17 protein-coding genes and 7 pseudogenes are annotated in these 22,890 nt (G+C 67.6%); 14 read left to right on the plus strand and 10 right to left on the minus strand.

Annotated elements, in window-relative coordinates:
- Positions 1-30: 30 nt before the first annotated feature.
- Entirely contained in the window at positions 31-756 is a 726-nt protein-coding gene (locus AZL_RS16060) for an ABC transporter ATP-binding protein (protein WP_012975553.1), read from the minus strand.
- Positions 753-1,628: an ABC transporter permease subunit gene (locus AZL_RS16065; protein ID WP_012975554.1), complete on the minus strand. Its 876-nt coding sequence runs from the start codon at positions 1,626-1,628 to the stop codon at positions 753-755. Before AZL_RS16065 ends, AZL_RS16060 begins: the two co-directional genes overlap by 4 nt.
- On the opposite strand from AZL_RS16065, the gene AZL_RS36330 reads away from it, so the two are divergent.
- A complete protein-coding gene (locus AZL_RS36330; RefSeq protein ID WP_158305984.1) occupies positions 1,627-1,776 on the plus strand; it encodes a hypothetical protein in 150 nt (49 codons plus the stop codon). The two genes, AZL_RS16065 and AZL_RS36330, sit on opposite strands and share 2 nt — an antisense overlap.
- A 76-nt stretch (positions 1,777-1,852) precedes the next feature.
- Here AZL_RS36330 and AZL_RS16070 read toward each other — a convergent pair whose 3' ends face one another.
- The 4 genes from AZL_RS16070 to AZL_RS16085 are packed head-to-tail and all read right to left on the minus strand — an operon-like array spanning position 1,853 to position 6,289.
- Positions 1,853-3,172, minus strand: coding sequence for an LLM class flavin-dependent oxidoreductase (locus AZL_RS16070; RefSeq protein WP_012975555.1), 1,320 nt, complete (start codon positions 3,170-3,172; stop codon positions 1,853-1,855).
- A gap of 53 nt (positions 3,173-3,225) precedes the next feature.
- The gene (locus AZL_RS16075) at positions 3,226-4,266 is read right to left on the minus strand and encodes an ABC transporter substrate-binding protein (RefSeq protein WP_012975556.1); all 1,041 of its coding nucleotides are present in this window, start codon (positions 4,264-4,266) and stop codon (positions 3,226-3,228) included.
- Positions 4,267-4,295: 29 nt separating this feature from the next.
- Positions 4,296-4,643, minus strand: a complete 348-nt coding sequence (locus tag AZL_RS16080; RefSeq protein WP_012975557.1) for a 4Fe-4S dicluster domain-containing protein — start codon at positions 4,641-4,643, stop codon at positions 4,296-4,298.
- Complete coding sequence (locus AZL_RS16085; RefSeq protein WP_012975558.1) at positions 4,640-6,289, minus strand: FAD-dependent oxidoreductase; 1,650 nt, start codon at positions 6,287-6,289, stop codon at positions 4,640-4,642. Before AZL_RS16085 ends, AZL_RS16080 begins: the two co-directional genes overlap by 4 nt.
- Positions 6,290-6,556: 267 nt before the next feature.
- Here AZL_RS16085 and AZL_RS16090 point away from each other — a divergent pair, with 267 nt between their 5' ends.
- The 9 genes from AZL_RS16090 to AZL_RS16130 all read left to right on the plus strand — a co-directional run bounded on the left by AZL_RS16090 (position 6,557) and on the right by AZL_RS16130 (position 17,256).
- Positions 6,557-6,850: a co-chaperone GroES gene (locus tag AZL_RS16090; protein WP_012975559.1), complete on the plus strand. Its 294-nt coding sequence runs from the start codon at positions 6,557-6,559 to the stop codon at positions 6,848-6,850.
- Positions 6,851-6,913: 63 nt separating this feature from the next.
- Entirely contained in the window at positions 6,914-8,545 is a 1,632-nt protein-coding gene (gene groL / locus AZL_RS16095) for a chaperonin GroEL (protein WP_012975560.1), read from the plus strand.
- A 175-nt stretch (positions 8,546-8,720) separates the two neighbouring features.
- Positions 8,721-9,908: an ABC transporter substrate-binding protein gene (locus AZL_RS16100; RefSeq protein ID WP_042444050.1), complete on the plus strand. Its 1,188-nt coding sequence runs from the start codon at positions 8,721-8,723 to the stop codon at positions 9,906-9,908.
- 63 nt (positions 9,909-9,971) lie between these two features.
- On the plus strand, positions 9,972-11,153 hold the full coding sequence (locus AZL_RS16105) for an ABC transporter substrate-binding protein (protein WP_012975562.1): 1,182 nt from the start codon (positions 9,972-9,974) through the stop codon (positions 11,151-11,153).
- 35 nt (positions 11,154-11,188) lie between these two features.
- On the plus strand, positions 11,189-13,012 hold the full coding sequence (locus tag AZL_RS16110) for an ABC transporter permease (protein WP_042444468.1): 1,824 nt from the start codon (positions 11,189-11,191) through the stop codon (positions 13,010-13,012).
- Positions 13,013-13,019: 7 nt separating this feature from the next.
- A complete protein-coding gene (locus AZL_RS16115) occupies positions 13,020-13,937 on the plus strand; it encodes an ABC transporter ATP-binding protein (RefSeq protein WP_012975564.1) in 918 nt (305 codons plus the stop codon).
- Positions 13,938-13,951: 14 nt separating this feature from the next.
- The gene (locus AZL_RS16120) at positions 13,952-14,680 is read left to right on the plus strand and encodes an ABC transporter ATP-binding protein (RefSeq protein ID WP_012975565.1); all 729 of its coding nucleotides are present in this window, start codon (positions 13,952-13,954) and stop codon (positions 14,678-14,680) included.
- A gap of 30 nt (positions 14,681-14,710) precedes the next feature.
- Entirely contained in the window at positions 14,711-16,168 is a 1,458-nt protein-coding gene (locus AZL_RS16125) for an NAD(P)-binding domain-containing protein (RefSeq protein ID WP_012975566.1), read from the plus strand.
- Positions 16,165-17,256 (plus strand): CMD domain-containing protein, encoded by a 1,092-nt coding sequence (locus AZL_RS16130; protein ID WP_012975567.1) that lies wholly within the window; start codon positions 16,165-16,167, stop codon positions 17,254-17,256. The genes AZL_RS16125 and AZL_RS16130 overlap by 4 nt, the downstream gene beginning before the upstream one ends.
- A 161-nt stretch (positions 17,257-17,417) precedes the next feature.
- Here AZL_RS16130 and AZL_RS16135 read toward each other — a convergent pair.
- Positions 17,418-18,106 (minus strand): annotated as a pseudogene (locus AZL_RS16135) (IS630-like element ISAzs14 family transposase); the annotation flags it as partial.
- Between the two features lie 141 nt (positions 18,107-18,247).
- Here AZL_RS16135 and AZL_RS34370 point away from each other — a divergent pair.
- Positions 18,248-18,935 (plus strand): annotated as a pseudogene (locus tag AZL_RS34370) (IS5 family transposase).
- 17 nt (positions 18,936-18,952) lie between these two features.
- Positions 18,953-20,026: pseudogene (locus AZL_RS16145) on the plus strand (IS3 family transposase); the annotation flags it as partial.
- Positions 20,027-20,065: 39 nt separating this feature from the next.
- On the opposite strand, the pseudogene AZL_RS16150 reads toward AZL_RS16145, so the two are convergent.
- Positions 20,066-20,401, minus strand: a pseudogene (locus AZL_RS16150) (helix-turn-helix domain-containing protein); the annotation flags it as partial.
- A 72-nt stretch (positions 20,402-20,473) separates the two neighbouring features.
- Between AZL_RS16150 and AZL_RS34375 the strand changes: the two are divergent.
- Positions 20,474-21,086 (plus strand): annotated as a pseudogene (locus AZL_RS34375) (DDE-type integrase/transposase/recombinase); the annotation flags it as partial.
- A gap of 92 nt (positions 21,087-21,178) precedes the next feature.
- Positions 21,179-21,388, plus strand: a pseudogene (locus tag AZL_RS37005) (ATP-binding protein); the annotation flags it as partial.
- Here AZL_RS37005 and AZL_RS16155 read toward each other — a convergent pair.
- A pseudogene (locus AZL_RS16155) lies at positions 21,320-21,784 on the minus strand (IS5 family transposase); the annotation flags it as partial. The pseudogenes AZL_RS37005 and AZL_RS16155 sit on opposite strands and share 69 nt — an antisense overlap.
- A 69-nt stretch (positions 21,785-21,853) precedes the next feature.
- Positions 21,854-22,720, minus strand: a complete 867-nt coding sequence (locus AZL_RS16160) for a hypothetical protein (RefSeq protein ID WP_247894388.1) — start codon at positions 22,718-22,720, stop codon at positions 21,854-21,856.
- Positions 22,721-22,890 lie beyond the last annotated feature (170 nt).

Consider the following 22,890-nt stretch of genomic DNA (forward strand, 5'->3'; position numbering starts at 1 on the left):
GGTCGGACGGGTTTGAAAGCCAGAGGCCGGTCAGGCGGCGGCGGTTCCCTGCACGCCCAGTTCGGCCAGCAGCAGCGCGCGGAAGCGTAGGGGATCGGCGGCGGTCTCCGGCAGATGTTCGGCAGCGATGGCACCGTCCCGCATCACCAGGATGCGATCGGCCAGCCGGATCGCCTCATCCACGTCATGGGTCACCAGCAGGACGCCCGGCCGATGGTGGGTCACCAGCTCCTTGACCAGCCCGTGCATGCGGATGCGGGTTAGGGCATCCAGTGCCGCGAAGGGCTCGTCGAGCAGCAGCAGTTCCGGCTCCTGCACCAGCGCCCTCGCCAGCGCCACGCGCTGGGCCTGACCGCCGGACAGGGTGCGCGGCCAGTCGTCCAGCCGGTTGCCGAGCCCGACCTCGGCCAGCGCCGCCGCCGCGGCCTCGCGCGCGCCGTGCTCCGGCAGGCCGAGCGAGACGTTGCGCCACAGGCTGTCCCAGGGCAGCAGGCGCGGCTCCTGGAACACCACCGCCGGCTTGCCGGGGGCTTCGATGCGGCCGCCCTGGATCGGGTCCAGCCCGGCCAGCGCCCGCAGCAGCGTGGTCTTGCCGCAGCCGCTCTCGCCCAGCAGGGCGACGAACTCGCCACGCTCGATGCGCAAATCCAGCGCGTCGATCACCACGCGGCGGCCATAGGCCCGGCGCAGGCCGGTGACGGTGACGGCAGGCTCGGCGTCCGGGACGTGTTGGGCGCTCCCCTGACGGTCGCTCATCGGGCGGCTCCGTAATTGGGATGCCAGGCCAGCAGGCGGCGCTCCAGCAGCCGGGCCAGGCTGTCGGCCAGCACGCCGATCAGGGCGTAGATGACGATGGTCAGCACGATCACATCGGTGCGCAGGAACTCGCGCGCGTCCATGGCGAGGAAGCCCAGCCCGGCCTGCGCGCCGATGGTCTCCGCCACCACCAACGCCAGCCATGCCGTCGCCAGCGCATAGCGGACGCCGGTGAGGATGGACGGCAGGGCGCCCGGCAGGACGATCCGGCGGATCAGCAGGGCGGTGGACAGGCCGCGCACCCGGCCCAACTCCAGCAGCTTGGGATCGACCTGCCGGATGCCGAGCGTGGTGTTGATGTAGACCGGGAAGGCGACGCCCAGCGAGACCAGGAAGATTTTCTGCCCCTCGCCGACGCCGAACCAGACGATCACCAGCGGCAGCAGCGCCAGGAAGGGGATGGCGCGGATCATCTGCACGCTGCGGTCGACCAGCGCCTCGGCCAGCCGGGAGAATCCGACCAGCGTGCCGAGCGCGAAGCCGATGCCGCCGCCGATGGCGAAGCCGGCCGCCGCCCGCAGCAGGCTGGTACCGAGGTCGCGCAGCAACGTGCCGTGCAGCGCCAGCTTCGACGCGGTCGCCACCACCTTGCTGGGCGCCGGCAGCACCTGCGGCTCGATCCAGCCGTTGCGGGCCAGCCCCTCCCACACCGCCAGCAGCAGAAGCGGTGCGATCCAGGACAGGGCGACATGGGCTCTCGTTCCGATGCGGTGCTGTCCGTCGGAAATCGGGCGGCGCACCCGTTTCGCGGCGGCCGGGGCTTCCGGCGTGGCGGCACGGCGGGCGCCGAAACTGCTGTCGAGGCTGCTCATGCGGGATCTCCACGGCTGGGCAGGACGGCTTGTCGAGGAATGGGAGGTCGATGCGGCGGATGGCATGGTCGGCGATGGCATGGCCGGGCGGCTGGGAAGACGGCGCGCCGGACAGGCAAGGCAAGGAACCGACCCCAGCCTGATTTAATCTACTAATACAGTCAATAAATAAAATAAATAACACCATTTATATTTGTATATGGCCGTCGCCAAGGGCGTTAGCGTCACGCATAGCGCGACGCCGGCCGGTCCAGCCCGAGATGGTCGCGCAGCGTGGCCCCGCTGTACTCGCGCCGGAACAGGCCGCGCCGCTGCAATTCGGGCACCACCAGAGTCAGGAAGCCATCGACGCCGCCCGGCAGATAGGGCGGCATCAGGACGAAGCCGTCGGCCGCCTGTTCCGTGACCCACTGTTCCAAAATGTCGGCGACCGTTTTCGGCGATCCGGCGGCGACGGCGAAGGACAGGCTCTCGACATAGGCGGCACCGACCTCGGCAACGGTGGCGCCGCGCTCCAGCGCGTCGGCGATCACCCGCTGGAAACGCCCGCGGCTGCCGGTGATGACGTCGCGCAGATCGGGGAAGGGGCCGTCCAGCGGATGGCGCGACAGGTCGTAGTTCATGCTGCCGGACATGAAGGTCAGGCCGGCGACCGGATCGATCAGGTCGCGCAGCTCGGCGCGGATGTCCTCGGCCTCGGCATCGCCGCGTCCGACGATGGGCATGAGGCCTGGCAGAACCTTGACGCTGCCGGGCGGGCGCCCGTTGGCGGCGACCTGGGCCTTGAAGGCGGCATAGGCCCGCTTGGCGCTGTTGAGATCGGGCTGCACCGTGAAGACAAGATCGGCCTGACGGGTGGCGATGTCCTGGAAGGTGCCGGACACGCCGGCCTGGATGACGACAGGATGGCCCTGCGGCGGCCGTTCGACGTTCAGCGGGCCGCGGACGCGGAAATGGCGGCCCTCATGGTCGATGTAATGGACGCGGCGGTCGTCGGCGAAGCGGCCGGAATCCTTGTCCGGCTGGATCGCGTCCTCTTCCCAGCTGTCCCACAGCTTGCGCACCACGTCGATGAACTCGTCGGCGCGCTCATAGCGGCTGGCGTGGTCGAGGTGGGCGGCGCGTCCGAAATTGCGGGCTTCGCTGTCGCTGACCGACGTCACGGCGTTCCAGGCCGCCCGTCCGCCGCTGAGATGGTCGATGGTCGCGACCATGCGGGCGACATGATAGGGCTCCGAATAGCTGGTCGACACCGTGGCGCCCAGCCCGATCCGGGCGGTGGCGCCGGCCAGCGCTGCGATCAGCGTCAGCGGTTCGGGCCGCGCGTTGGGCCGGCGGGCGACGGTGGCCGCCACCCCGCCGCCATAGAGATCGTCGAGACCGAGCTTGTCGGCGACGAACAGCATGTCGAGCTTGGCGGCTTCGGCCTTCAGCGCCAGCTCGCGGTAGAAGCCGAAGTCGAACGGGCGCGCGGCGCCGGCGTCGGGGTGACGCCAGCCGCCGGCGTGCATCCCGGCCTCGGTGCAGAACAGAGCCAGATGCATCGTGGTCTCAATCGGTTTGAAAAGGGTCTGAAAGGGAAGGGCGGCCGCGGGGGTCAGCCGGCACGGGCCGATTGCGCCAGCAGGCCGGCGTCGAGGGCGAAGCTGCGGTCGGCATGGGCCGCCGCGGAGAAGGGCTTCTGGATCACGCCGATGCCGGTGTAGAAATCGGCGGTGGTCTGCAGGTCGGCGACGATGCCGTCATCCACCGCGACCGGGCGAAACCGCTCCAGGGTGTAGGCGGCGACGGCGATCTCCGGCGTCACCTTCACCAGATCGCCCCAGATGCGGGCATACTGCTCGACATTGCCGAGCGCCCAGATCCGGGCGGCGGCGACGCGGGCGACATAGTCCTGCAACAGCGCGCGCTTCTGCGCGATGGCGACATCGGTGGCGCTGATGAAGGCGTTGTTGTTCAGCAGGCCGCGGCCATCGACCAGAACCCTGCCGGTGCCGGCCACCACCTCCTGCGCGACATAGAGCGTCCAGATCGCCCAGGCGTCCACCGTGCCGCTGGAAAAGGCCGATTTCGCTTCGGTCGGTTGCAGGAAGGCGAGCGTGACGTCACTCACCGACAGGCCGTTCGCCTTCAGCGCGGCGACCACCAGATAATGGCCGATTGAGCCGCGCACCGCGGTGATCGTCCGCCCCTTCAAGTCGGCCACCGTTCGGATGGGCGAATCCTTGCGCACCAGAAGGCCGATGCAGCCGGGATCGGAGCGGGCGGCGGAGATGATCTTGGCCGGCAGCCCGTTGGACAGGGCGAAGGCATGGGCGGCGTCGCCGGCAAATCCGGCATCGATGGCGCCGGCATTCAGCGCCTCCAACACCGGCGCCGCGGCCGGGAAATCGGCGAACTCCAGCGTGTAGGGGATGTCCTTCAACTGGCCGGACGCCTCCAGCAGCGAGCGGATGGTGGACCGCTGGTCGCCGACCTTGAGGCTGGTGCCGGCGGCGTTGGTGGCAGTGGTGGCGAAGGCCGGGCGGGACAGCAGCGGGGCTGCCAGGGCGGGAGCCAGCAGTCCCGCGGCGGCGGCTTTGCCGGCTCCGCTCAGCAGGCGGCGGCGCGAGAGGGTGGGCTGACGGTGCTCGGTCATCTTTGGAAATCCAGTTCGGGGAAGTGGAGTCAGGACAGGGCCCGTGCACGGGCGAAAATCTGGTCCATCCGCCAATGTTCGTTGGCATAGCGCGGGTCGCCGGCCCATTCGTCCCAGCCTGAGTCGCGGCGGTAGCTGCCGCGCTGGCCGGAGCGTTCGACCTCTTCGGCGCTGACCGTGGCCGGCGTCTCGCAGTCGGGATCGACATAGAGCGCGTCGGGCTGGCAGTAGAGTTCGCACAGGAAGCAGGTCTGGCAGTCCTGCTGCCGGGCGATCACCGGCGGTCCGCCGCGAACGGCGTCGAAGACGTTGGTCGGGCAGACGCGGACGCAGACCTGGCATCCGGTGCAGCGGTCGGCGATGACGAGGCTGATCATGCGGCACCTGCCTGGGGTATGGCGGGATTGTCGAGAGGCTGGGGGGCCGGGCCCTCGAAGCGGGACCACAGCCGGTCCAGCCCGCCGACGGTCAGGCGCCGGGCCAGAGCCGGGTGGCTGGCCGGGGCATCGACGCGCAGATGCATGCCGCGGCTTTCCGGCCGGATGAGCGCGGCGCGGGTACACCAGCGGGCGACGGCGGTCAACGCGGCGCTCTCGCGCGCCTGCACCGTCTCTCCGGCCGTGGCTGTCCCTTCGCCGTCCAGATGGTCGCGCAGGTCGCTCCACACCCCGTCCAGCCGCGACAGCGAGCGGGACAGCGCCGGGCCGCGGCGGAAGATGGTCTTGTCATAGGGCAGCATCTCGGCCTGGACAGCGGCGGTGACGGCGCGCGGATCGACCGCCGCGGCGTGGCGCGCTGGGCGCAGTCCTGCCTGTCCCAGCGGACTGGCGGGGGTGTCGGTGCGCCGGCCATGGCGGATCGCGCGCGCCGCGGCGGCACGTCCGGCGATCACGCCCGACGACAGCGCCCAGGCGGCCAGGATGGCGCCGCCGCCCGACACCGCCCCCGCCACCGGCTCGCGCGTTGCGGCATCGCCGACGACGAACAGCCCTTCCGTGGCGGTGCCGCACTCCTCGTCCGCCAACCGGATGCCGCCGGACCCGCGGATGGTGCCCTCCGGCCGCAGCAGCACGGGAAAGCGTTGGGTGAAAGGATCCGCACCGCCGCGGTCAAAGGGCAGCATCATGTTGGGCTGCACCCGTCGCAGCCGTTCGCGGATATCGTCCGGCATGCGGTGCAGGCTGCACAGCACCGGCCCCTCCAGCATGGCGCGGGCCAGTGTCCGGGTGGTGTCGCCGGGCGGCACGCAGATCTCGCGTCCCTCCCCGTCGTAATAGGTGGCGAAGGCGAAGGACATCGACCGGGTCATGGTCGAATTGGCCGGCGCCACCGTGTGGTAAGTGGAAAACTCCATGCCGGAGAAGTCCAAACCGGCCTCCGCCGCCATCAGATGGCCGTCGCCGGTGTTGGTGTGGCTACCGAGAAGCCGCGACTTGAAGGCGCAACCTCCGGTCGCCAGGATCACCGCCCCGGCACGCACGGTCCAGGCCTCGCCCCGCTGACGGCGCAAGCCCCGCGCGCCGACGATGCTGCCGCCAGCGTCGGCCAGCAGTTCCAGCGCCGGACTCTGGTCGAGGATGCGGACGCCGAGTCTGTGGATCTTGCGGCGCATCGCCCGCAGATATTCCGGCCCGCGCAGGCCGCGGTACTGCACCGTTCCGGTCTCGTCGGTGGAGAAGTCGTAGACATCGGCGATGGTCGGCAGGGTGGTCCAGGTGATGTCGAGGATCCGCTCCATCCAGGCCGGGTCGGCGATGCCGCCGGCAATCGCCATGCGCTGGCGGATCGCCTCGGCCCGCGCGTCCGCATCGGGGGGCACCCACCAGTGGCCGGGACCCGAAGTGGCGGCGACACCGCTCGCGCCGCAATAGCCCTTGTCGGCCAGCACCACCCTGGCCCCGGCCTGTGCCGCCGCCAGCGCCGCCCAGGTTCCCGACAGGCCGCCGCCAATCACCAGCACATCGGCGGCGATGGGTGGCAACTCTACGGTCGGTGGTGTGGTCGATCCCTGACTGTTCGGCATTTCTGTGAAACTCCGTCAGTTCGATTCATCTATATGTAGTTTTACAATATCGCAACGCTGCCACGTCAATTTTGGAATGCTCATGATTCTGTTGAGTTTTTCCAATGAGTTCGCCAGAGCATCTTCCAGTGAATCAAAAATAACAATTTGAATATGTTCATTTAAAAACAAACACTATCTTTACAGTAGGTATAAAGGGTGATTAAGCTCTTCCCCTATGGTGAATGCGCAGCACCGCACACGCCCCCCAACGAGGAGAGATCAGGAATGCCGTTCCGTCCCTTGCACGACCGCGTCGTCGTCCGCCGTGTGGCGCAGGAGGAAAAGTCGAAGGGCGGGATCATCATCCCGGACACCGCCAAGGAGAAGCCGCAGGAGGCCGAGGTGATCGCCGTCGGTCCCGGCGTGCGCGACGACCAGGGCCGCATCCACCCGCTCGACGTGAAGGTCGGCGACCGTGTCGTCTTCGGCAAATGGTCCGGCACCGAGATCAAGGTGCAGGGCGAGGATCTGCTGGTCATCAAGGAAACCGACATCGTCGGCGTGATCGAACCCGCCTGAGGCAGAACTGCCCGTTTCCGCTGGAACCCACCCAAAAAAGACTTCGATAAAAGGGACATCGCCATGGCCGCCAAGGACGTCAAATTCTCCGCCGATGCCCGCGACCGCATCCTGCGGGGCGTCGATACCCTCGCCAATGCCGTGAAGGTCACGCTGGGTCCGAAGGGGCGCAACGTGGTGATCGAGAAATCCTTCGGCGCCCCCCGCATCACCAAGGATGGAGTGTCGGTCGCCAAGGAAATCGAACTTGCCGACAAGTTCGAGAATCTCGGTGCCCAGCTGGTGCGCGAGGTGGCTTCGAAGACGGCCGATCTGGCCGGTGACGGCACCACCACCGCCACGGTGCTGGCCCAGGCCATCGTCCGCGAGGGTGCCAAGGCCGTCGCGGCCGGGCTGAACCCCCTTGACCTCAAGCGCGGCATCGACCGCGCCGTCGCCGCGGTGATCGCCGACGTGAAGGCGCGGGCCAAGACCATCTCCACCAACGACGAGGTGGCGCAGGTCGGCACCATCTCCGCCAACGGCGAGCGCGCCATCGGTGCCATCATCGCCGAGGCGGTGGCCAAGGTCGGCAACGATGGCGTCATCACGGTGGAGGAGGCCAAGAGCCTGGAGACCGAGTTGAACGTCGTGGAAGGCCTCCAGTTCGACCGCGGCTATCTCTCGCCCTATTTCGTCACCAACGCCGAAAAACTGGTGGTCGATTTCGACACCCCCTACATCCTGATCCACGACAAGAAGCTGTCCAGCCTGCAACCGCTGCTGCCGGTGCTGGAGGCGGTCGTCCAGTCGTCCCGTCCGCTGCTGATCATCGCCGAGGACGTCGAGGGCGAGGCGCTGGCGACGCTGGTGGTCAACAAGCTGCGCGGCGGGCTGAAGGTCGCCGCGGTGAAGGCGCCCGGCTTCGGCGACCGCCGCAAGGCGATCCTGGAGGACATCGCCATCCTCACCAATGGGCAGGTGATCAGCGAGGACATCGGCATCAAGCTGGAGACCGTCTCGCTGGCCGATCTCGGCACCGCCAAGCGGGTGGTGATCGCCAAGGAGGAGACGACGGTCATCGACGGCGCCGGCGGCCGCGAGGCCATCGACGCCCGCATCAATCAGATCCGCGCCCAGATCGAGGAGACCACCTCGGACTATGACCGCGAGAAGTTGCAGGAGCGGCTGGCCAAGTTGTCGGGCGGCGTCGCGGTGATCCGCGTCGGCGGCTCGACCGAGGTCGAGGTGAAGGAGCGCAAGGACCGCGTCGACGACGCCGTCCACGCCACCCGCGCCGCCATCGCCGAGGGCATCGTGCCCGGTGGCGGCGTCACCCTGCTCTACGCCACCCGCGCCATCGACGCTGTGGTGCCGGTCAACGACGACGAGCGGGTCGGCATCGATATCGTGCGCCGCGCGCTTCAGGCGCCGGTGCGCCAGATCGCTGAGAATGCCGGAGCCGACGGCTCGGTCATCGTCGGCAAGCTGCTGGAGGGCAACGACACCGCCTTTGGCTATGACGCGCAGACCGGTGAATTCACCGACCTGCTGAAGGCCGGCATCATCGATCCGGCCAAGGTCGTGCGCATCGCCTTGCAGGACGCGGCGTCGGTCGCCGGCCTGCTGATCACCACCGAGGCGCTGATCGTCGAGCGCCCGGAACCGAAGTCCCCGGCTGCACCGGCCGGGGCCGGCGGCGGTTACGATTTCTGATCGCGACCGTCCGGGTGCCGGCGGGCGCTGCGACCAATGTCCTTCCGGCGCAGCACCCCGTCGGTATCCCGTCCTCCCGTGCCTGAAGCCGCCGCCCGTCAGCGGGTCCACGCCCCGATGGCGGGTGGCGGCCTTTTTTCGAATTCGGGCTCCGAGCCCAATTGGAGACGACGCCATGTCCCAGCCTCAGCTTTCGCGACGTTCCGTGCTGATCCACACCCTGGCCGGGACCATGGCGCTCGCCTGCATCGCGGTGTCCGCCGGGCCGGCGACTGCGGCGGAGGCTGTCGGCGAGCCGCTGTGGTTCGGGGTCAGCGGGCCGCTGACCGGTCCCAGCGCGCAGTATGGCGCGCAGTGGAAGAAGGGCTTCGACCTCGCGCTCGACCAGATCAATGCCGCCGGCGGGGTAAAGGGCCATCCCCTGCGCTATGTGTTCGAGGACAGCCAGAACGATCCGCGCCAGTCCATCGCCATCGCCCAGAAATTCGTCGCCGATCCCAGGATCCTGATCGAGCTGGGTGACTTCTCAAGTCCGGCGTCGATGGCGGCCTCGCCGATCTACCAGCGGGCCGGGCTGGTGCAGTTCGGCTTCACCAACTCGCATCCAGATTTCACCAAGGGCGGCGATTTCATTTGGAGCAACTCGATCAGCCAGGCGGAGGAGCAGCCGAACGTCGCCGATTTCGCGGTCACCTCGCTGAAGCTGAAGCGGCTGGCGGTGCTGCATCTCAACACCGACTGGGGCCGCACCAGCAAGGACATCTTCGTCAAGGCGGCGAAGGAGCGCGGGGCGGAGGTCGTCGCCACCGAAGGATATCTGCCCGACGAGAAGGACTTCCGCTCCACCCTGGTGCGGGTGCGCGAGGCCAATCCCGACGGCATCATCCTGATCTCCTACTATGCCGACGGGGCGGCCATCGCCCGGCAACTGAAGCCGGTCGGCCTCAACCAGCCGGTGGTCGCGGTGGGATCGGTCTACTCCCCGAAATTTCTCGAACTGGGTGGCGAGGCGGTCAACGGCGTTTACACCCGCGCCAACTTCTTTCCAGCGGAACCACGTCCGGAGGTGCAGGGCTTCGTCGCCGCCTACCGGGCGAAGTACCAGGAGGAGCCGGACGCTTTTTCCGCTTACGCCTATGACGCGGTGCTGGTGGCGCAGCGGGTGATCGAGGCCGGCGGTGCCGACCGCACCGCGATCCGCGACGCCTTCCCCCGCGTGACGGACATCCCCAGCGTCATCTTCGGCAAGGCGACCTTCGATCCGGAGACCCGCCGGGCGTCGGGCGTGCGCAACGTCAAGCTGGTGGTCAAGGACGGCGCTTTCGCCCTGTGGGACGGCAGCATCCCCGCCGCCACCAACTGATCCGGATTTCAGCACTTGTCCGAACGTCAAAGTTTGAAAGCCAGTCTCTTGAAAGCCAGCCCGATGCTCGATCTGATCCTCCGTTCCACCGCGCTGGTCGCCGGCACCCTGTCGCTGCTGGCCGCACTCGGCCTCGCCCAGCCGGCCTTCTCGCAGCCAGCCGATCCGGCGAAGGAGCCGGTGGTGCTCGGCGTCAGTGGGCCGCTGACCGGCCAATATGCACAGTATGGCGCGCAGTGGCAGCGCGGCTTCGATCTGGCGCTGGAACAGGTGAATGGCAGCGGCGGCATCCAGGGCCGTCCCCTGCGCGTCCAGGTCGAGGACAGCCAGAGCGATCCCAAGCAGACCGTCGCCATCGCCCGTAAATTCGTCGCCGACAGCCGCATCGTCGCCGAGCTGGGCGATTTCACCAGTGCGGCGTCGATGGCGGCCTCGCCGATCTACCAGAATGGCGGGCTGGTGCAGTTCGGCTTCACCAACTCGCATCCCGACTTCACCAGGGGCGGCGACTTCGTCTGGAGCAACGCGATCAATCAGGCCGAGGAGATGCCGGTCCTGGCCGATTATGCGGTGACGGCGCTGGGGCTGAAGCGCGTCGCCCTGCTGTTCATCAACAACGACTGGGGCCGTACCAGCAAGGATCTGTTCGCCAGGGCCGCCAAGGAGCGCGGGGCGGAGGTCGTCGGCGCCGAAGGCTATCTGGCCGACGAGAAGGATTTCCGCTCCGCCCTGGTGCGGGTGCGCGACACGAAACCGGACGGCATCGTCCTGGTCTCCTACTATGCCGATGGCGCCCAGATCACCCGCCAGCTGCGCGAGGCCGGGCAGACCCAGCCGGTGGTCGCCGCCGGGTCGGTCTATTCGCCGAAGTTCCTGGAACTGGGCGGGACGGCGGTTGAGGGCGTCCACACCACCACCCCCTTCTTCCCCGGCGATCCGCGGCCGGAGGTCCAGACTTTCGTCAAGGCCTACACCGGCAAATACGGTGTCGAGCCGGACGCCTATTCCAGCCGCGCCTACGACGCGCTTCTGCTGCTGGCCACCGTGATCCGGCAGAGCGGCACCGACCGCACCGCCGTCCGCGACGGGCTCGCCACCGTCAAGGATGCGCCGAGCGTCGTCTACGGCACCGTCCGCTTCGATCCGCAGACCCGCCGCGTCGATAAGCCACTGAGCACCCGTCTGGTGGTGAAGAACGGCGCCTTCGCCCTGTGGGAGCCGGCTGCCGTCAAGGCTTCGAACTGACGCTGGAAGGACCGGCCATCGTGCTTCCCACCACTATCGCCCCCTGGCTCGACTACACCATCAATGGGCTGGTCATCGGCAATATCTATGCTCTGCTGGCGGTCGGTCTGGCGCTGATCTTCGGCGTCTCGCACCTGATCAACTTCGCCCACGGCTCGGTCTACATGGTCGGCGCCTATATCGGCTGGTTGTGCGTGACGAAGCTGAATCTGCCGCTCCCGGTGACGTTCGTCGTGGTGGCCGCCGGCTGCGGGCTGCTGGGCGCGGTCATCGAGCGGGTGGGACTGCGCCCGCTGCGCAACGCCCCGCGCATCGCCCCGCTGCTCGCCACCATCGGCCTGTCGGTGGTGCTCGACCAGTCGGCGCAGCTGCTGTTCAGCCCCGATCCGCGCGCCCTGCCGACGCAGTTGCCGACTTGGCGCATCGCCATCGGCGGCGGCAGCATCGGCGCGCTCGACCTGCTGATCGCCGGGGTGGGCATCGGCAGCGCCGCCCTTCTCTATGGCTTCCTGCGCTTCACCAAGCTGGGCTGGGCGGTGCGGGCGACGGCGCTCGACCGCGACGCGGCGCAGCAGTGCGGCGTCGATGTCGACAAGGTGAACCGCACGGTGTTCGCCATCGCCTCGGCGCTGGGCGGGGTCAGCGGCCTGCTGGTCGGCATGTATTACAACACCATCGACCCCAACATGGGCTTCCAGGCCGGGCTGAAGGGCATCGTCGCCCAACTGATCGGTGGCGTCGGCAATGTGCCGGGCGCCATCGCCGGCAGCCTGCTGCTCGGCCTGATCGAGAGCTACGGCATTGCCCTGTTCGGCACCAGCTACCGCAACCTGTTCGCCTTCGTGGCGCTGATCCTGATCCTGGTGCTGCGGCCCAACGGCCTGTTCGCGGGCACGCGCCGCCTGCCGCCGGAGCCGATGACCGGCACCTTCATCGCTCCGAGCCGCCCGCTGCTCCTGCCGCGCTGGGCGGTGTGGGGGCTGGCAGCGCTGGCGCTCGCCCTGCCGCTGGTGGTGCGGCAGCCCTATCTGTTGCAAACGCTGGGCAACGCCTGGCTCTACGCCCTGCTGGCGCTCAGCCTGACGCTGGTCGCCGGCACGGTCGGGCAGGTGTCGCTCGGCCATGCCGGGCTGCTTGCCATCGGCGCCTATGCCTCCGCGCTGCTGGCGCTCGATGCCGGGGTGCCGGTGCTGCTGGCGGTGCCGCTGGCCGGGCTGGTGGCGGCGGCGCTGGGCACGGCGCTGGTCTATCCCGCCTTCCGGTTGCGTGGCCATTACGTCTCCATCGCCACGCTGGCGGTGGGGGAGATCGTGACGCTGGTCATCCTCAATTGGGAAAGCCTGACTCGCGGCCCGATCGGCGTCACCGGCATCCCGCCGCTGTCGGTGGCCGGCAAACCGTTGGTCAGCGGCCAATGGGTCTATTGGGTGCCGCTGGTCCTTCTGCTGGTCTTCGCCGCGCTGCAATCCCGCCTGCTGAACTCCCATCTCGGCCGCACCCTGCGGGCGATCCGCGAGGACGACGTGGCGGCGCGTTCCTACGGCGTCGACCTCAACCGCTACAAGGGGCTGGCTTTCGCGGTGGCGGGCTTCGTCGCCGGGGTGGGCGGCGCGCTGATGGCGCATTTCTACTCCTACATCAACCACGAGACCTTCCCGGCCCCGGTGTCGATGCTGGCACTGACCATGGTGATCCTCGGCGGGTTGGGCAACGTTGCCGGGGCCGTGCTGGGGGCGGCGGTGCTGGTCGGGTTGCCGGAGCTGTTCCGTGCGGCGGCCGAGTACCGCATGCTGATCTACGGCGTCGTCCTGCTGCTGCTGATCCGCTTCCGCCCGCAGGGCCTTCTGGGAACGGTGTGAGGACGCCATGGCGAACCCATCAAAGAACCCGCTGCCGAAGAAACCCCTTCTTGAGATCACCGGCCTGACCCGCCGCTTCGGCGGGCTGACTGCGGTCAACGGCTTGTCCCTGACGGTGGGGGAGGGGGAACTGGTCAGCGTCATCGGTCCGAACGGAGCCGGCAAGACCACCCTGTTCAACCTGATCTCCGGCCTCGACGCGCCGGACGCCGGGACCGTCACCTTCGAGGGGCGCGACGTCACCGGCCTCTCCGCCGAACGGCTGGCGGAGCTGGGGCTGGCCCGCAGCTTCCAGCATGGCCGGGTGTTCGGCAATCTCAGCGTGCTCGACAATGTGCTGGTCGGCGCCCATACCCGGCTGCGCGCGGTGCGGCCGCGGATTCCCGTGGTGGGGCCGCTGGTGGAGCTGGCGCTGGCGCTGATCCGTCCCGCCTCCGTCCGGGCGGAGGATGAACGGCTGCGCGCCGAGGCGAAGGAGATCGTTGCCCTGTTCGGCGAGCGGCTGACCCTGCGCCTGGACAAGCCGGTGCACAGCCTGTCCTATGCCAACCGCCGCCGGGTGGAGATCGCCCGTGCGCTGGCCCTGCATCCCCGCCTGCTGCTGCTGGACGAGCCGACCGCCGGCATGAATCCGACCGAGACGGCGGAGATGCTGGAGATCATCCGCGGCCTGAAGGCGCGCGGCCTGACCATCCTGCTGATCGAGCACAAGCTGGACCTCGTCATGAAGCTGTCCGACCGGGTGGTGGTAATGGACCATGGTGCCTGCATTGCCGAGGGGCTGCCGGCCGCCGTCGCCAGCGATCCGGCGGTGATCGAGGCCTATCTCGGCCACAAGGCGGTCGGCACCGCCAATCAGGATGCGGGCCAGGATGCGGGCCAGGATGTGGAGCGCGATGCCGCCCGCATCCGGGTTGCGCATTGAGGGGAGTCGGGACAATGACAGACGTCTTGCTGCGGCTCGACCGCATCAACAGCTTTTATGGGCCGGTGCAGGTCCATTTCGACCTGTCGCTGGAGGTGCCGCGCGGGCAGATCGTCTGCCTGCTGGGCGGCAACGCCAGCGGCAAATCCACCTCGATGAAGGTCATCCTGGGGCTGCTGAAGCCGCGTTCTGGCGAGGTGGTGTTCGATGGGCAATCGCTATCCGGCCTGACCACGCCACAGATCGTCCGGCGCGGCATCGGCTCGGTGCCGGAATCCCGCCGCCTGTTCGGCACGATGACGGTGCGCGAGAATGTACTGATGGGCGCTTACACCCGCAGCGACGCGCACGCGGTGGCGGAGGATTACGAAGGCATCCTCGACCTGTTTCCAAAGCTGCGCGAGCGCCATGCCCAGCAGGCCGGCACCCTGTCGGGCGGCGAACAGCAGATGGTGGCGATGGCCCGCGCCCTGATGGGCCGACCCCGTCTGATCGTGATGGACGAGCCGACCATGGGCCTGTCACCCTTGCATGTCGACCGCGTGCTGGAAATGATCCAGACCATCAACCGGCAGGGCGTCAGCATCTTCATGGTGGAACAGAACGCCAACCTCGCCCTGCAGATCGCCCATCGCGGCTATGTGCTGCAGACCGGACGCATCGTGCTGTCCGGTGCCGCCGCCGACCTCGCCCGCGACCCGCAGATCCGCGACGCCTATCTGGGCGGTGCCCAGGCCGCCTGACGCCGCCTTTCCGACAGGACCCGATTGACGATGACCAAGGACAGCTCCGCCGTGCCTTCCACCGTTGCAGACCCCGGCCCCCGGTCCCTGGAGGAGCTGGAGGCGCGGCTCGCCCGCGACCTCGATCTCCTCACCCTGCCGCCGGCCGACTGGGTGCCGCCGCGTGACGGCATGCTGGACGTCGCCATCGTCGGCGCCGGCATGGCGGGGCTGACCGCCGCCTTCGCCCTGCGCAAGGTCGGCATCTCCAACATCCGGCTGTTCGACCGGGCGCCGGCCGGCCGCGAGGGGCCGTGGGCGACCTATGCCCGCATGGAGACGCTGCGGTCGCCCAAGACGCTGACCGGGCCAGCGCTGGGCTTCGCCAACCTGACCTTCCGCGCCTGGTTCGAGGCGCAGTTCGGCCGCGCCGCCTGGGAAGCCCTGTACCGCATCCCGCGCCTGCAATGGCTCGATTACCTGACCTGGTACTGCCGCGTCACCGGCGCGCCGGTCCAGAACGACACCGCCTTGACGGCGATCACCGGCGATGCGGACGGCGTGTCCCTCGACCTTGCCGGTCCGGAGGGGGGGCAGCGGGTGCGGGCGCGCCGGGTGATCCTTGCCAACGGACGCGACGGGCTGGGCGGTCCCTTCGTCCCGGCCTTCTGGAAAGCGGTGGACAAGCGATTCTGGAGTCATGCCCATGAGCCGATCGACTTCGGAGCGTTGAAGGGCAAGACCGTCGCGGTGCTCGGTGCCGGTGCCGGCGCCGTGGACAACGCGGCGGAGGCGCTGGAGCGTGGTGCCGCCAAGGTCTACATGCTGATCCGCCGCCCCGAACTGCCGCGCATCAACAAGGGGCTGGGCGCCGGCCACCCCGGCATCGTGCTGGGATTCCACACCCTGTCGGACGAGCGGCGGTGGGCCTACAACCAGTATATCGCCGACACCGGCGTGCCGGCGCCGCACAACTCGATGCTGCGCTGCTCGCGCCACGCCAATTTCCGGCTTCTCACCCGCTGCCCCGTCGAGGCGGCGGAGGTTGAAGGGGACCGGCTGGTGCTGCGCACCGGACGCGGCACGGTGACGGTCGACCACGTCATCCTCGCCACGGGCTTCGCCGTGGATTGGGCGCAGCGGCCCGAACTGGCGGAGATTGCCCGCCATACCCTGCTGTGGCGCGACCGTTATGTTCTGCCGGGCCATGAAGGCAGCGAATTCGCCCTGCACCCGTATCTCGGCCCCGATTTCGAGTTCCTCGAACGCAATCCGGGCGAGGCCCCTTGGCTGAACCGCATCCATGCCTTCAACTACGCCGCAGTGCTCAGCCACGGCAAGGTGACCGGCGATATCCCCGGCATCAGTGCCGGGGCGGAGCGTCTGGCCGACAGCCTCACGGCGGCCCTGTTCACCGAGGATTACGATCATCACTGGCAGCGGCTGGTCGGGTTCGAGACGCCGGAACTGCTGGGCGACGAATGGACCGAAGCGGAGGACTTCCGATGAGCGCCACCACCGTCGATGCCGCAAGCGATATCACCCAGGCGGCGCCCGACCTGATCGACCGTCTGGCAGGGCTGGCCGATTCCTCTCCCCTGCTGGCCCTGCGGGCCCGCCGGGTGGAGGTCCGCAGCCGAACCCAGGCGGCCCATGACGCGCTGCTGGCACCCCGCCATCCCGGCCGCTTTCCTGCCGCTGAGCGCGCGGCGGTGGCGGCGGGCATCGCCACGCTGGCCGGCGACGAGGGGCTGGCCGATCATTACCGTCGGCTTGCCGGCGGTGTGGAGGCGCGTTCCGCCCTGCTCGCCCACGCGGAGCGGGTGACCCGGTCGCCGCGCGATTCCCGGCCGGAGCATCTGCGCCTGCTGGAGGCGGCGGGCCTGGACGCCCACGGCATCGTCGCACTGTCGCAGTTGATCGCGCTGGTGAATTATCAGGTCCGGTTGCTGGCCGGACTGCGCGCGTTGACGGCGGGCGGTGCGGTCCAACGGCAGGCCGACCTGTTGTTTGGGCCGCCGGTCCCGGCCGATCCGGCGATCGGTTTCACCACCGACGTCCTGGACTGGAAGCCATGGCTCCCGCCCGTGGTGCTGGAGGAGGCGAGCGAGGAGCAGCGCTTGGCGCTGGCGGTGACGCCGTCGAACACGGCCATCGGCGCCTATTCGCTGGTGCTGGCGCATGAGCCCGAGACGCTGCTCCACCGCACGCCGCTGTTCAACGGCATCATGTACGCTCCGCGCGGCCTGCCGCGGGCGGAGCGCGAATTGGCGACCGCCGTTGAGTCGGTGCTGAACGGCTGTGTCTATTGCACCTCCGTCCACGCCCGTCGCTTCGTGGAGCTGACCGGCGGCAGGGAGGTGGTCGACGCCTTGTTCGTGCAAGGGATCGCCGGCCTTGACGACCCGCGCCATCAGGCACTTTCCGTCGCCGCAACCCGCCTGACGGCCACGCCCGCTTCCCTGGCGGTGGAGGATGTCGCGGAGCTTCGCCGAGCCGGGTTGGAAGATGGCGAAATCCTCGACCTGATCCTGGCGGTGGCGATCTTCTCCTGGGCCAACCGACTCATGCTGAGCCTGGGAGAACCTGTGCGTTGATAGGTTTCCTGTGGCCGTGGAGTCGGTGACGCCATCAACTCTCGGCGAGTGCATGCCCGATAATCAACTGCATTCGGCTTCATAAACGGCAAGTCGTGGTTTGGTACGCAAGTTGGTGCCCCTTCCCTGGTGCCCATCGATCACCTATAATACCAAAGCCGTTAAATTTTGACCTGTAAGGCCCACGGGTAACCGCATGTGGAGCGGATGCGGCCGGGTTCGGCGAGGATGCGGTTCCAGACGCGACAGCAGACGTCGAGGATGGCGTTGAGGTCGGTGAAGAGCCGGTGGGACAGCAGGGTGTCGCGCATGACCTGCCAGAGCCTTTCGATGGCGTTGAGTTCCGGGCTGTAGGGCGGGAGCGGCACGAGGGTGATGTTGGCCGGCACGGCGAGATCGCCGCTGGTGTGCCATCCCGCCCCGTCGATCACCACGGCGGCATGGGCGCCGGGGGTGACGGTGCGGCTGATCTCCTCCAGCATGAGGTTCATCGCCTCGGTGTTGGCGCGCGTCATGACGATGGCGGCTCCGGTGTCGCGCTCAGGACAGACCGCGCCGAAGAGATAGGCCGACTTGAAACGATGATCGCGCACGGCGCGCGGCCGGCTGCCGCGCGGCGCCCAGCGCCGGGTCAGGGTGCCTTTCTGGCCGATGCGGGCCTCGTCCTGGAACCAGACCTCCACGGCGCTCGCCTCGGGGTGGTCCTCTCCGATGGCGGCGAGGCGTTCGGCGAAGTTTTTTTAAACGCCTCCTGGGCCGGTGCGTCGGCCTTGGGATGGATCGGGCGCGGCGTCAGGAAGGACAGCTTCATGCGGTGCAAGCGGTCCTGCATGCCGGTGCGGCTGTAGGGCCTGTTGACATTCGCGTTGAGAAGAGGCTTCCGATGGTCACAGAAATTTGATTCAAGGCTACCAAAAGGGAGGTGGCCTTGGATCGGATTGTATTGCGAGATGATCAGTGGGAGCGGATAGCGCCGCTTCTTCCCGGCAAAGTGGGCGACCCTGGCCGCTCGGCAGCGGACAATCGCCTGTTTTTGGAGGCGGTCCTGTGGATCGTCCGCGTTGGAGCGCCCTGGCGGGACTTGCCTGCAGCGTTCGGCAATTGGAACTCGGTGTTCCAGCGCTATCGCCGATGGGCCAAGGCCGGTGTCTTCGACGAGGTCTTCGCCGCTTTATCGAGCGACGCGGACTTCGAGTACGCGATCATTGATGGCACGATTGTCCGGGTGCATCAGCACGGTACCGGCGCAAGGGGGGACTCAGGCTCAGGCCATCGGTCGCTCTCGTGGCGGGCTGACGACCAAGATCCTGGCCGTCGTCGATGCGTTGGGGAACCTTGGGCGCTTCATCCTGCTGCCGGGCCAGCGACATGACAGCGTCGGCGTCGAACCGGTGCTGGACGGTATCGAATTCTCCGCCTTGCTGGCTGACAAAGCCTTCGACAGCAACGCCATCCGTATCTTGATCGCCGAGCGAGGCGCGGTCGCCGTCATTCCGTCCAAGGCCAACCGATCTCCCCCGATTCCCCACGACGCCGAGATGTACAAATGGCGCCATCTGGTCGAGAACTTCTTCTGCAAAATCAAAGAATTCCGACGCATCGCCACACGATACGACAAAACTGATACAAGCTTCGCCGCTGCCATTAACCTCGTCGCTACCGTCTTGGTAACACGATGAATGTCAACAGGCCCTAGAAAAAAATTCTCGGACCTGCTGGGGATTGCCTTGCCTCCCGCCGACAGCGACGAGACGCCGCGATGAGCGCGATCGCCACCTTGGCCCCCGACCGCGGTCTTGTGAGTGCGGCCTGCGCCGCTGTCGGCGTCGCCCGCGCCAGCGTCCATCGGCATCGGGTCCGGCTGGCCGGCCGGGAACCGGCGCCTCGCCCCCGGCCACGCCCGCCGCGGGCGCTCGCGGTCCAGGAGCGCCAGACGGTGCTCGCCCTTCTGCGCGAGCCGCGCTTCGTCGATCTTGCCCCGGCGGAAGTCTACGCCACCCTGCTCGATGAAGGCGTCTATCATTGCTCCATCCGCACCATGTACCGCCTGCTGGCGGAGCATGACGAGGTCCGGGACCGCCGCGACCAGCTCCGTCATCCGGCCTACCGGAAACCCGAATTGCTGGCCAAGGCCCCGAACGAGGTCTGGTCCTGGGACATCACCAAGCTGATGGGGCCGATGAAGTGGTCCTATTACTATCTCTACGTGATCCTCGACATCTTCAGCCGCCGCGTTGTCGGCTGGTGCGTCGCCGATGCCGAGAGCGCCACCCTGTTCAAGGCGCTGTTCGAGGAGACGCTGGCCAAACACGCCGTCCCACCCGGCCAGTTGACCCTGCACGCCGATCGTGGCGGCCCGATGAAGGCCAAGGCGACCGCTCTCCTGCTCGCCGACCTCGGCGTCACCAAATCGCACAGCCGGCCCCACACCTCCAATGACAACCCGTTCTCGGAGGCCCACTTCAAGACCCTGAAATATCAGCCGCAATTCCCCAAGCGCTTCGGCTCCATCGAGGATGCCAGGGCCTTCTGCCGGGACTTCTTCACCTGGTACAACCGGGATCACCACCATGCCGGCATCGGCCTGATGACCCCAGACCAAGTCCATTACGGCCAAGCCGACGCCGTCCATGCCGCCCGCCAGCAAACCCTCGACCGTGCCTTTCGCCGCACACCGGAGCGTTTCGTTCGCAAAGCGCCTCAACCACCCGCAAAGCCAATCGAAGTCTGGATCAATCCGCCGCAAAAGCCGGAGACCATCCAAGCCTAATTCATAACTCGGGCTGTCTCACAGTCGTTGACACGTTCCGTCCAGCGGGTTGGCGGGGGCCGCCTTCGGCCCGCGCTTGAGCGGCTTAAGCGCCTCGAAGGCGCCGGCGTCGCGTTGCCGGCGCCAGTCGGTCAGCGCCGACGAGTACAGACCTTCCCGGCGCAGGATGGCGGCGATCCCGCCGGTGTCCGCCGCCCGGTCCGTCTCGGCGAGAATGCGCAGCTTCTCCGCCGCCGTGAAGGTCCGGCGCTTCGGACGCACCGACAACTCCGGGCGGACTGCGGCGGGCGCGGCAACAACCCGCGGCTTCTCGCCAGCCTCAGGAACCGCGTCGGATATCGTGGCTGGCAGAGGCGTCTTGTTGGGCATGGTCATGCGATGAATTTCCTACGCCCTCAAGCTTAAACTTCAGGGGGGCTGATGTCTCACCGTCATTGACACAGAGGGCATGTCGGCAACGCCGACGTGATCCGGCAGGAGTTGGCGCGGGAGAAGGGGATCGCGGTCAGCCTGCGGACGGTGGAGCGGGCGGTGGCGCCGTTGCGCCGGGAACTGGTCGCCCAGGCGCGGGCGACGGTGCGCTTCGAGACGCGGCCGGGTGAGCAGATGGAGATCGATTTCGGCGTCCGTCGCATCGAGATCGGCGGGGTGGCGACGGTGGTGTTCCTGTTCGTGGCGACGCTGGGCTATTCGCGCCGGCTGCATGTGAGGGCCTACGGGCACGAGAAGCAGGACAGCTGGTTCGACGGTCTGGAAAGCGCCTTCCGGGCCTTCGGCGGGGTGCCGAGGAGGTTCTGCTCGACAACGCGCGGGCGCTGGTCCTACACGCCTTCGCCCGGCACTGGGGCTTCCGGGTACGGGCCTGCGCCCCGTACCGGGCGCGCACCTGGAGGCCTGGACGCGGGACATCGCCGATCAGCGCTGTCACGGCACGACCGGCGAAGCGCCGATCGAGCGGTTCCGGCGGGAGGAGGCCGAGGCGCTGAAACCGCTGGCCGGCATCCCGCCCTTCACCACGGCGCGCGACCTGGTTCGCCGGGTCGGCACGGACTGCGCGGTGGCGGCGGTGCCGGCGCTGCTGCGCCCGCTGGCCGAATACGAGGCCGTGGCTGGGGGAGGCTTCTGATGAGCGAGCATGATCATCTGATCGCCATGCTGAACCGGCTTAAGCTGACGGCCTTGCGCGACCAGCTCGACAGCCTGATCGACGAGGCCGGCCGGCGGGAACTGACGATCCGGGAGTCCCTGGCGCTGTTCTGCGAACGGGAGATCGCCCGCCGCGACCAGCGCTGCATCGACATGGGCTTCGGGCTGGCCCGCTTCCCCTTCGTGCGCGAATTGGCCGGCTTCGACTTCGCCGCCCAGCCGTCGCTCGACAAGGCGCAGATCCGGGAGATCGCGTCGGGACGCTTCATCGCCGACGGCTTTAGCCCCCGCAGCGTACTGATGGGCGCGAGCGATGGTCGAGTCGATGAGCAGGTACTCGCAGTCCGGATCGTCGGACATTGCTTCAAAGAGGCGTTCCCACACGCCTTTCCGGCTCCATCGGCTGAAGCGGCGGAAGACACTGTTCCATTCGCCGAATACCTCCGGAAGATCAAGCCAAGGCGAACGGGTGCGCACAATCCAAAGAAATGCTTCGACGAACATCCGGTTATTCCGACCCGATGTGCTCCGCGTTCGTTCATCTCCAATGATGTGCGAGGCTATTCGAGCCCATTGATCGTCCCGAAGAACCAACCGATCCAGTACACCCAAGTCTGCCTCTCCGAAAGCAGTCTTGAATTACATCTGCGGCCCTGTGAAAAGCACAAGAGTCCACACGACCTAGGCGGCGACCGCCACCCGTTCCAAGGCGAGGCGGTAGACGAGATCGTTGCCGGCCATCGTATCCGCCAGATACCGGTCAAAGCCGGCCCGCCCCTCGGGCGTGACCATCACCGCGTCGCCCCGCCGCTGAACGAGACCTACGGTTTCGGCCTCCATGAGGAGTTTGCGCACATGCGTGCGCGATATACCGAAACTGTCCCCCATGCCGACGAACGAGACCTTCGGCCAGGTTTCATCGCCATGCTGCAACCAAAGCTGCATAAGCTTTGTCAGGATCATCATGCCTCCCTGACGCGGGAGGAAATACGCGATCGTCGGGTTGGCTGTGATGAATTGCTGCGCATGCGCAAAAAAGGAGAACCCGATCTCGCGCGCGGCGCGCTGGAAGGTGGGATCGCCCTGGAGGATCCCGCAATAGCCGGGCACCGGAAACATGGCCTGCAGCGGCCGGTAATAGACGTTCAATGTCTGCCGGTCATGGGCCAGCATGGCTTCGGTCGGTCTTAACACCTTGACGCGGCGGTCGCCGTCGACCGGCAGATTCTCGACATAGCCGATATCCGAAAGGCGCCGGATGAAGTCATGCATGCGCCAACCGCTGGCCAGGCCCAACTGTTCCAGATGCTGCTTCAGCGCCTCAACCGTCGGCCAGGTCTGCCGCTCTTCCGGCCGATAGCCGGCGTGCATCGTTATGATGGTGAAGAACATGAAGGCCCGGCCCTGATCGAAGATAAGCCGATTCAGGGCGGCCTTGTTCTCATGCAGACGCAGCATCTCCCCAATGTAGACGCGACGAGATTCACTGAAATTTCCATGATTAAGAATATACTCAGGCGCGATCACCAACTCGAAGGCATTTGTCACGGCTCGACATCTCCTCCTAGCCGGAAAACTCATGAGGGTTGGCGGGTGTAGCATCCTCGGTTGAGCGGCTGTCGGATTTGGGTGCTGACGCCACCTCCCGCCGTTTCTGGAGCACCCGCCCACCATGGTTGATCATACCCTGTCGTTGCCCGGTCTGTCACCCGTCGGCG

The organism is Azospirillum sp. B510 (genome assembly GCF_000010725.1).
Lineage (GTDB): Bacteria > Pseudomonadota > Alphaproteobacteria > Azospirillales > Azospirillaceae > Azospirillum > Azospirillum lipoferum_B.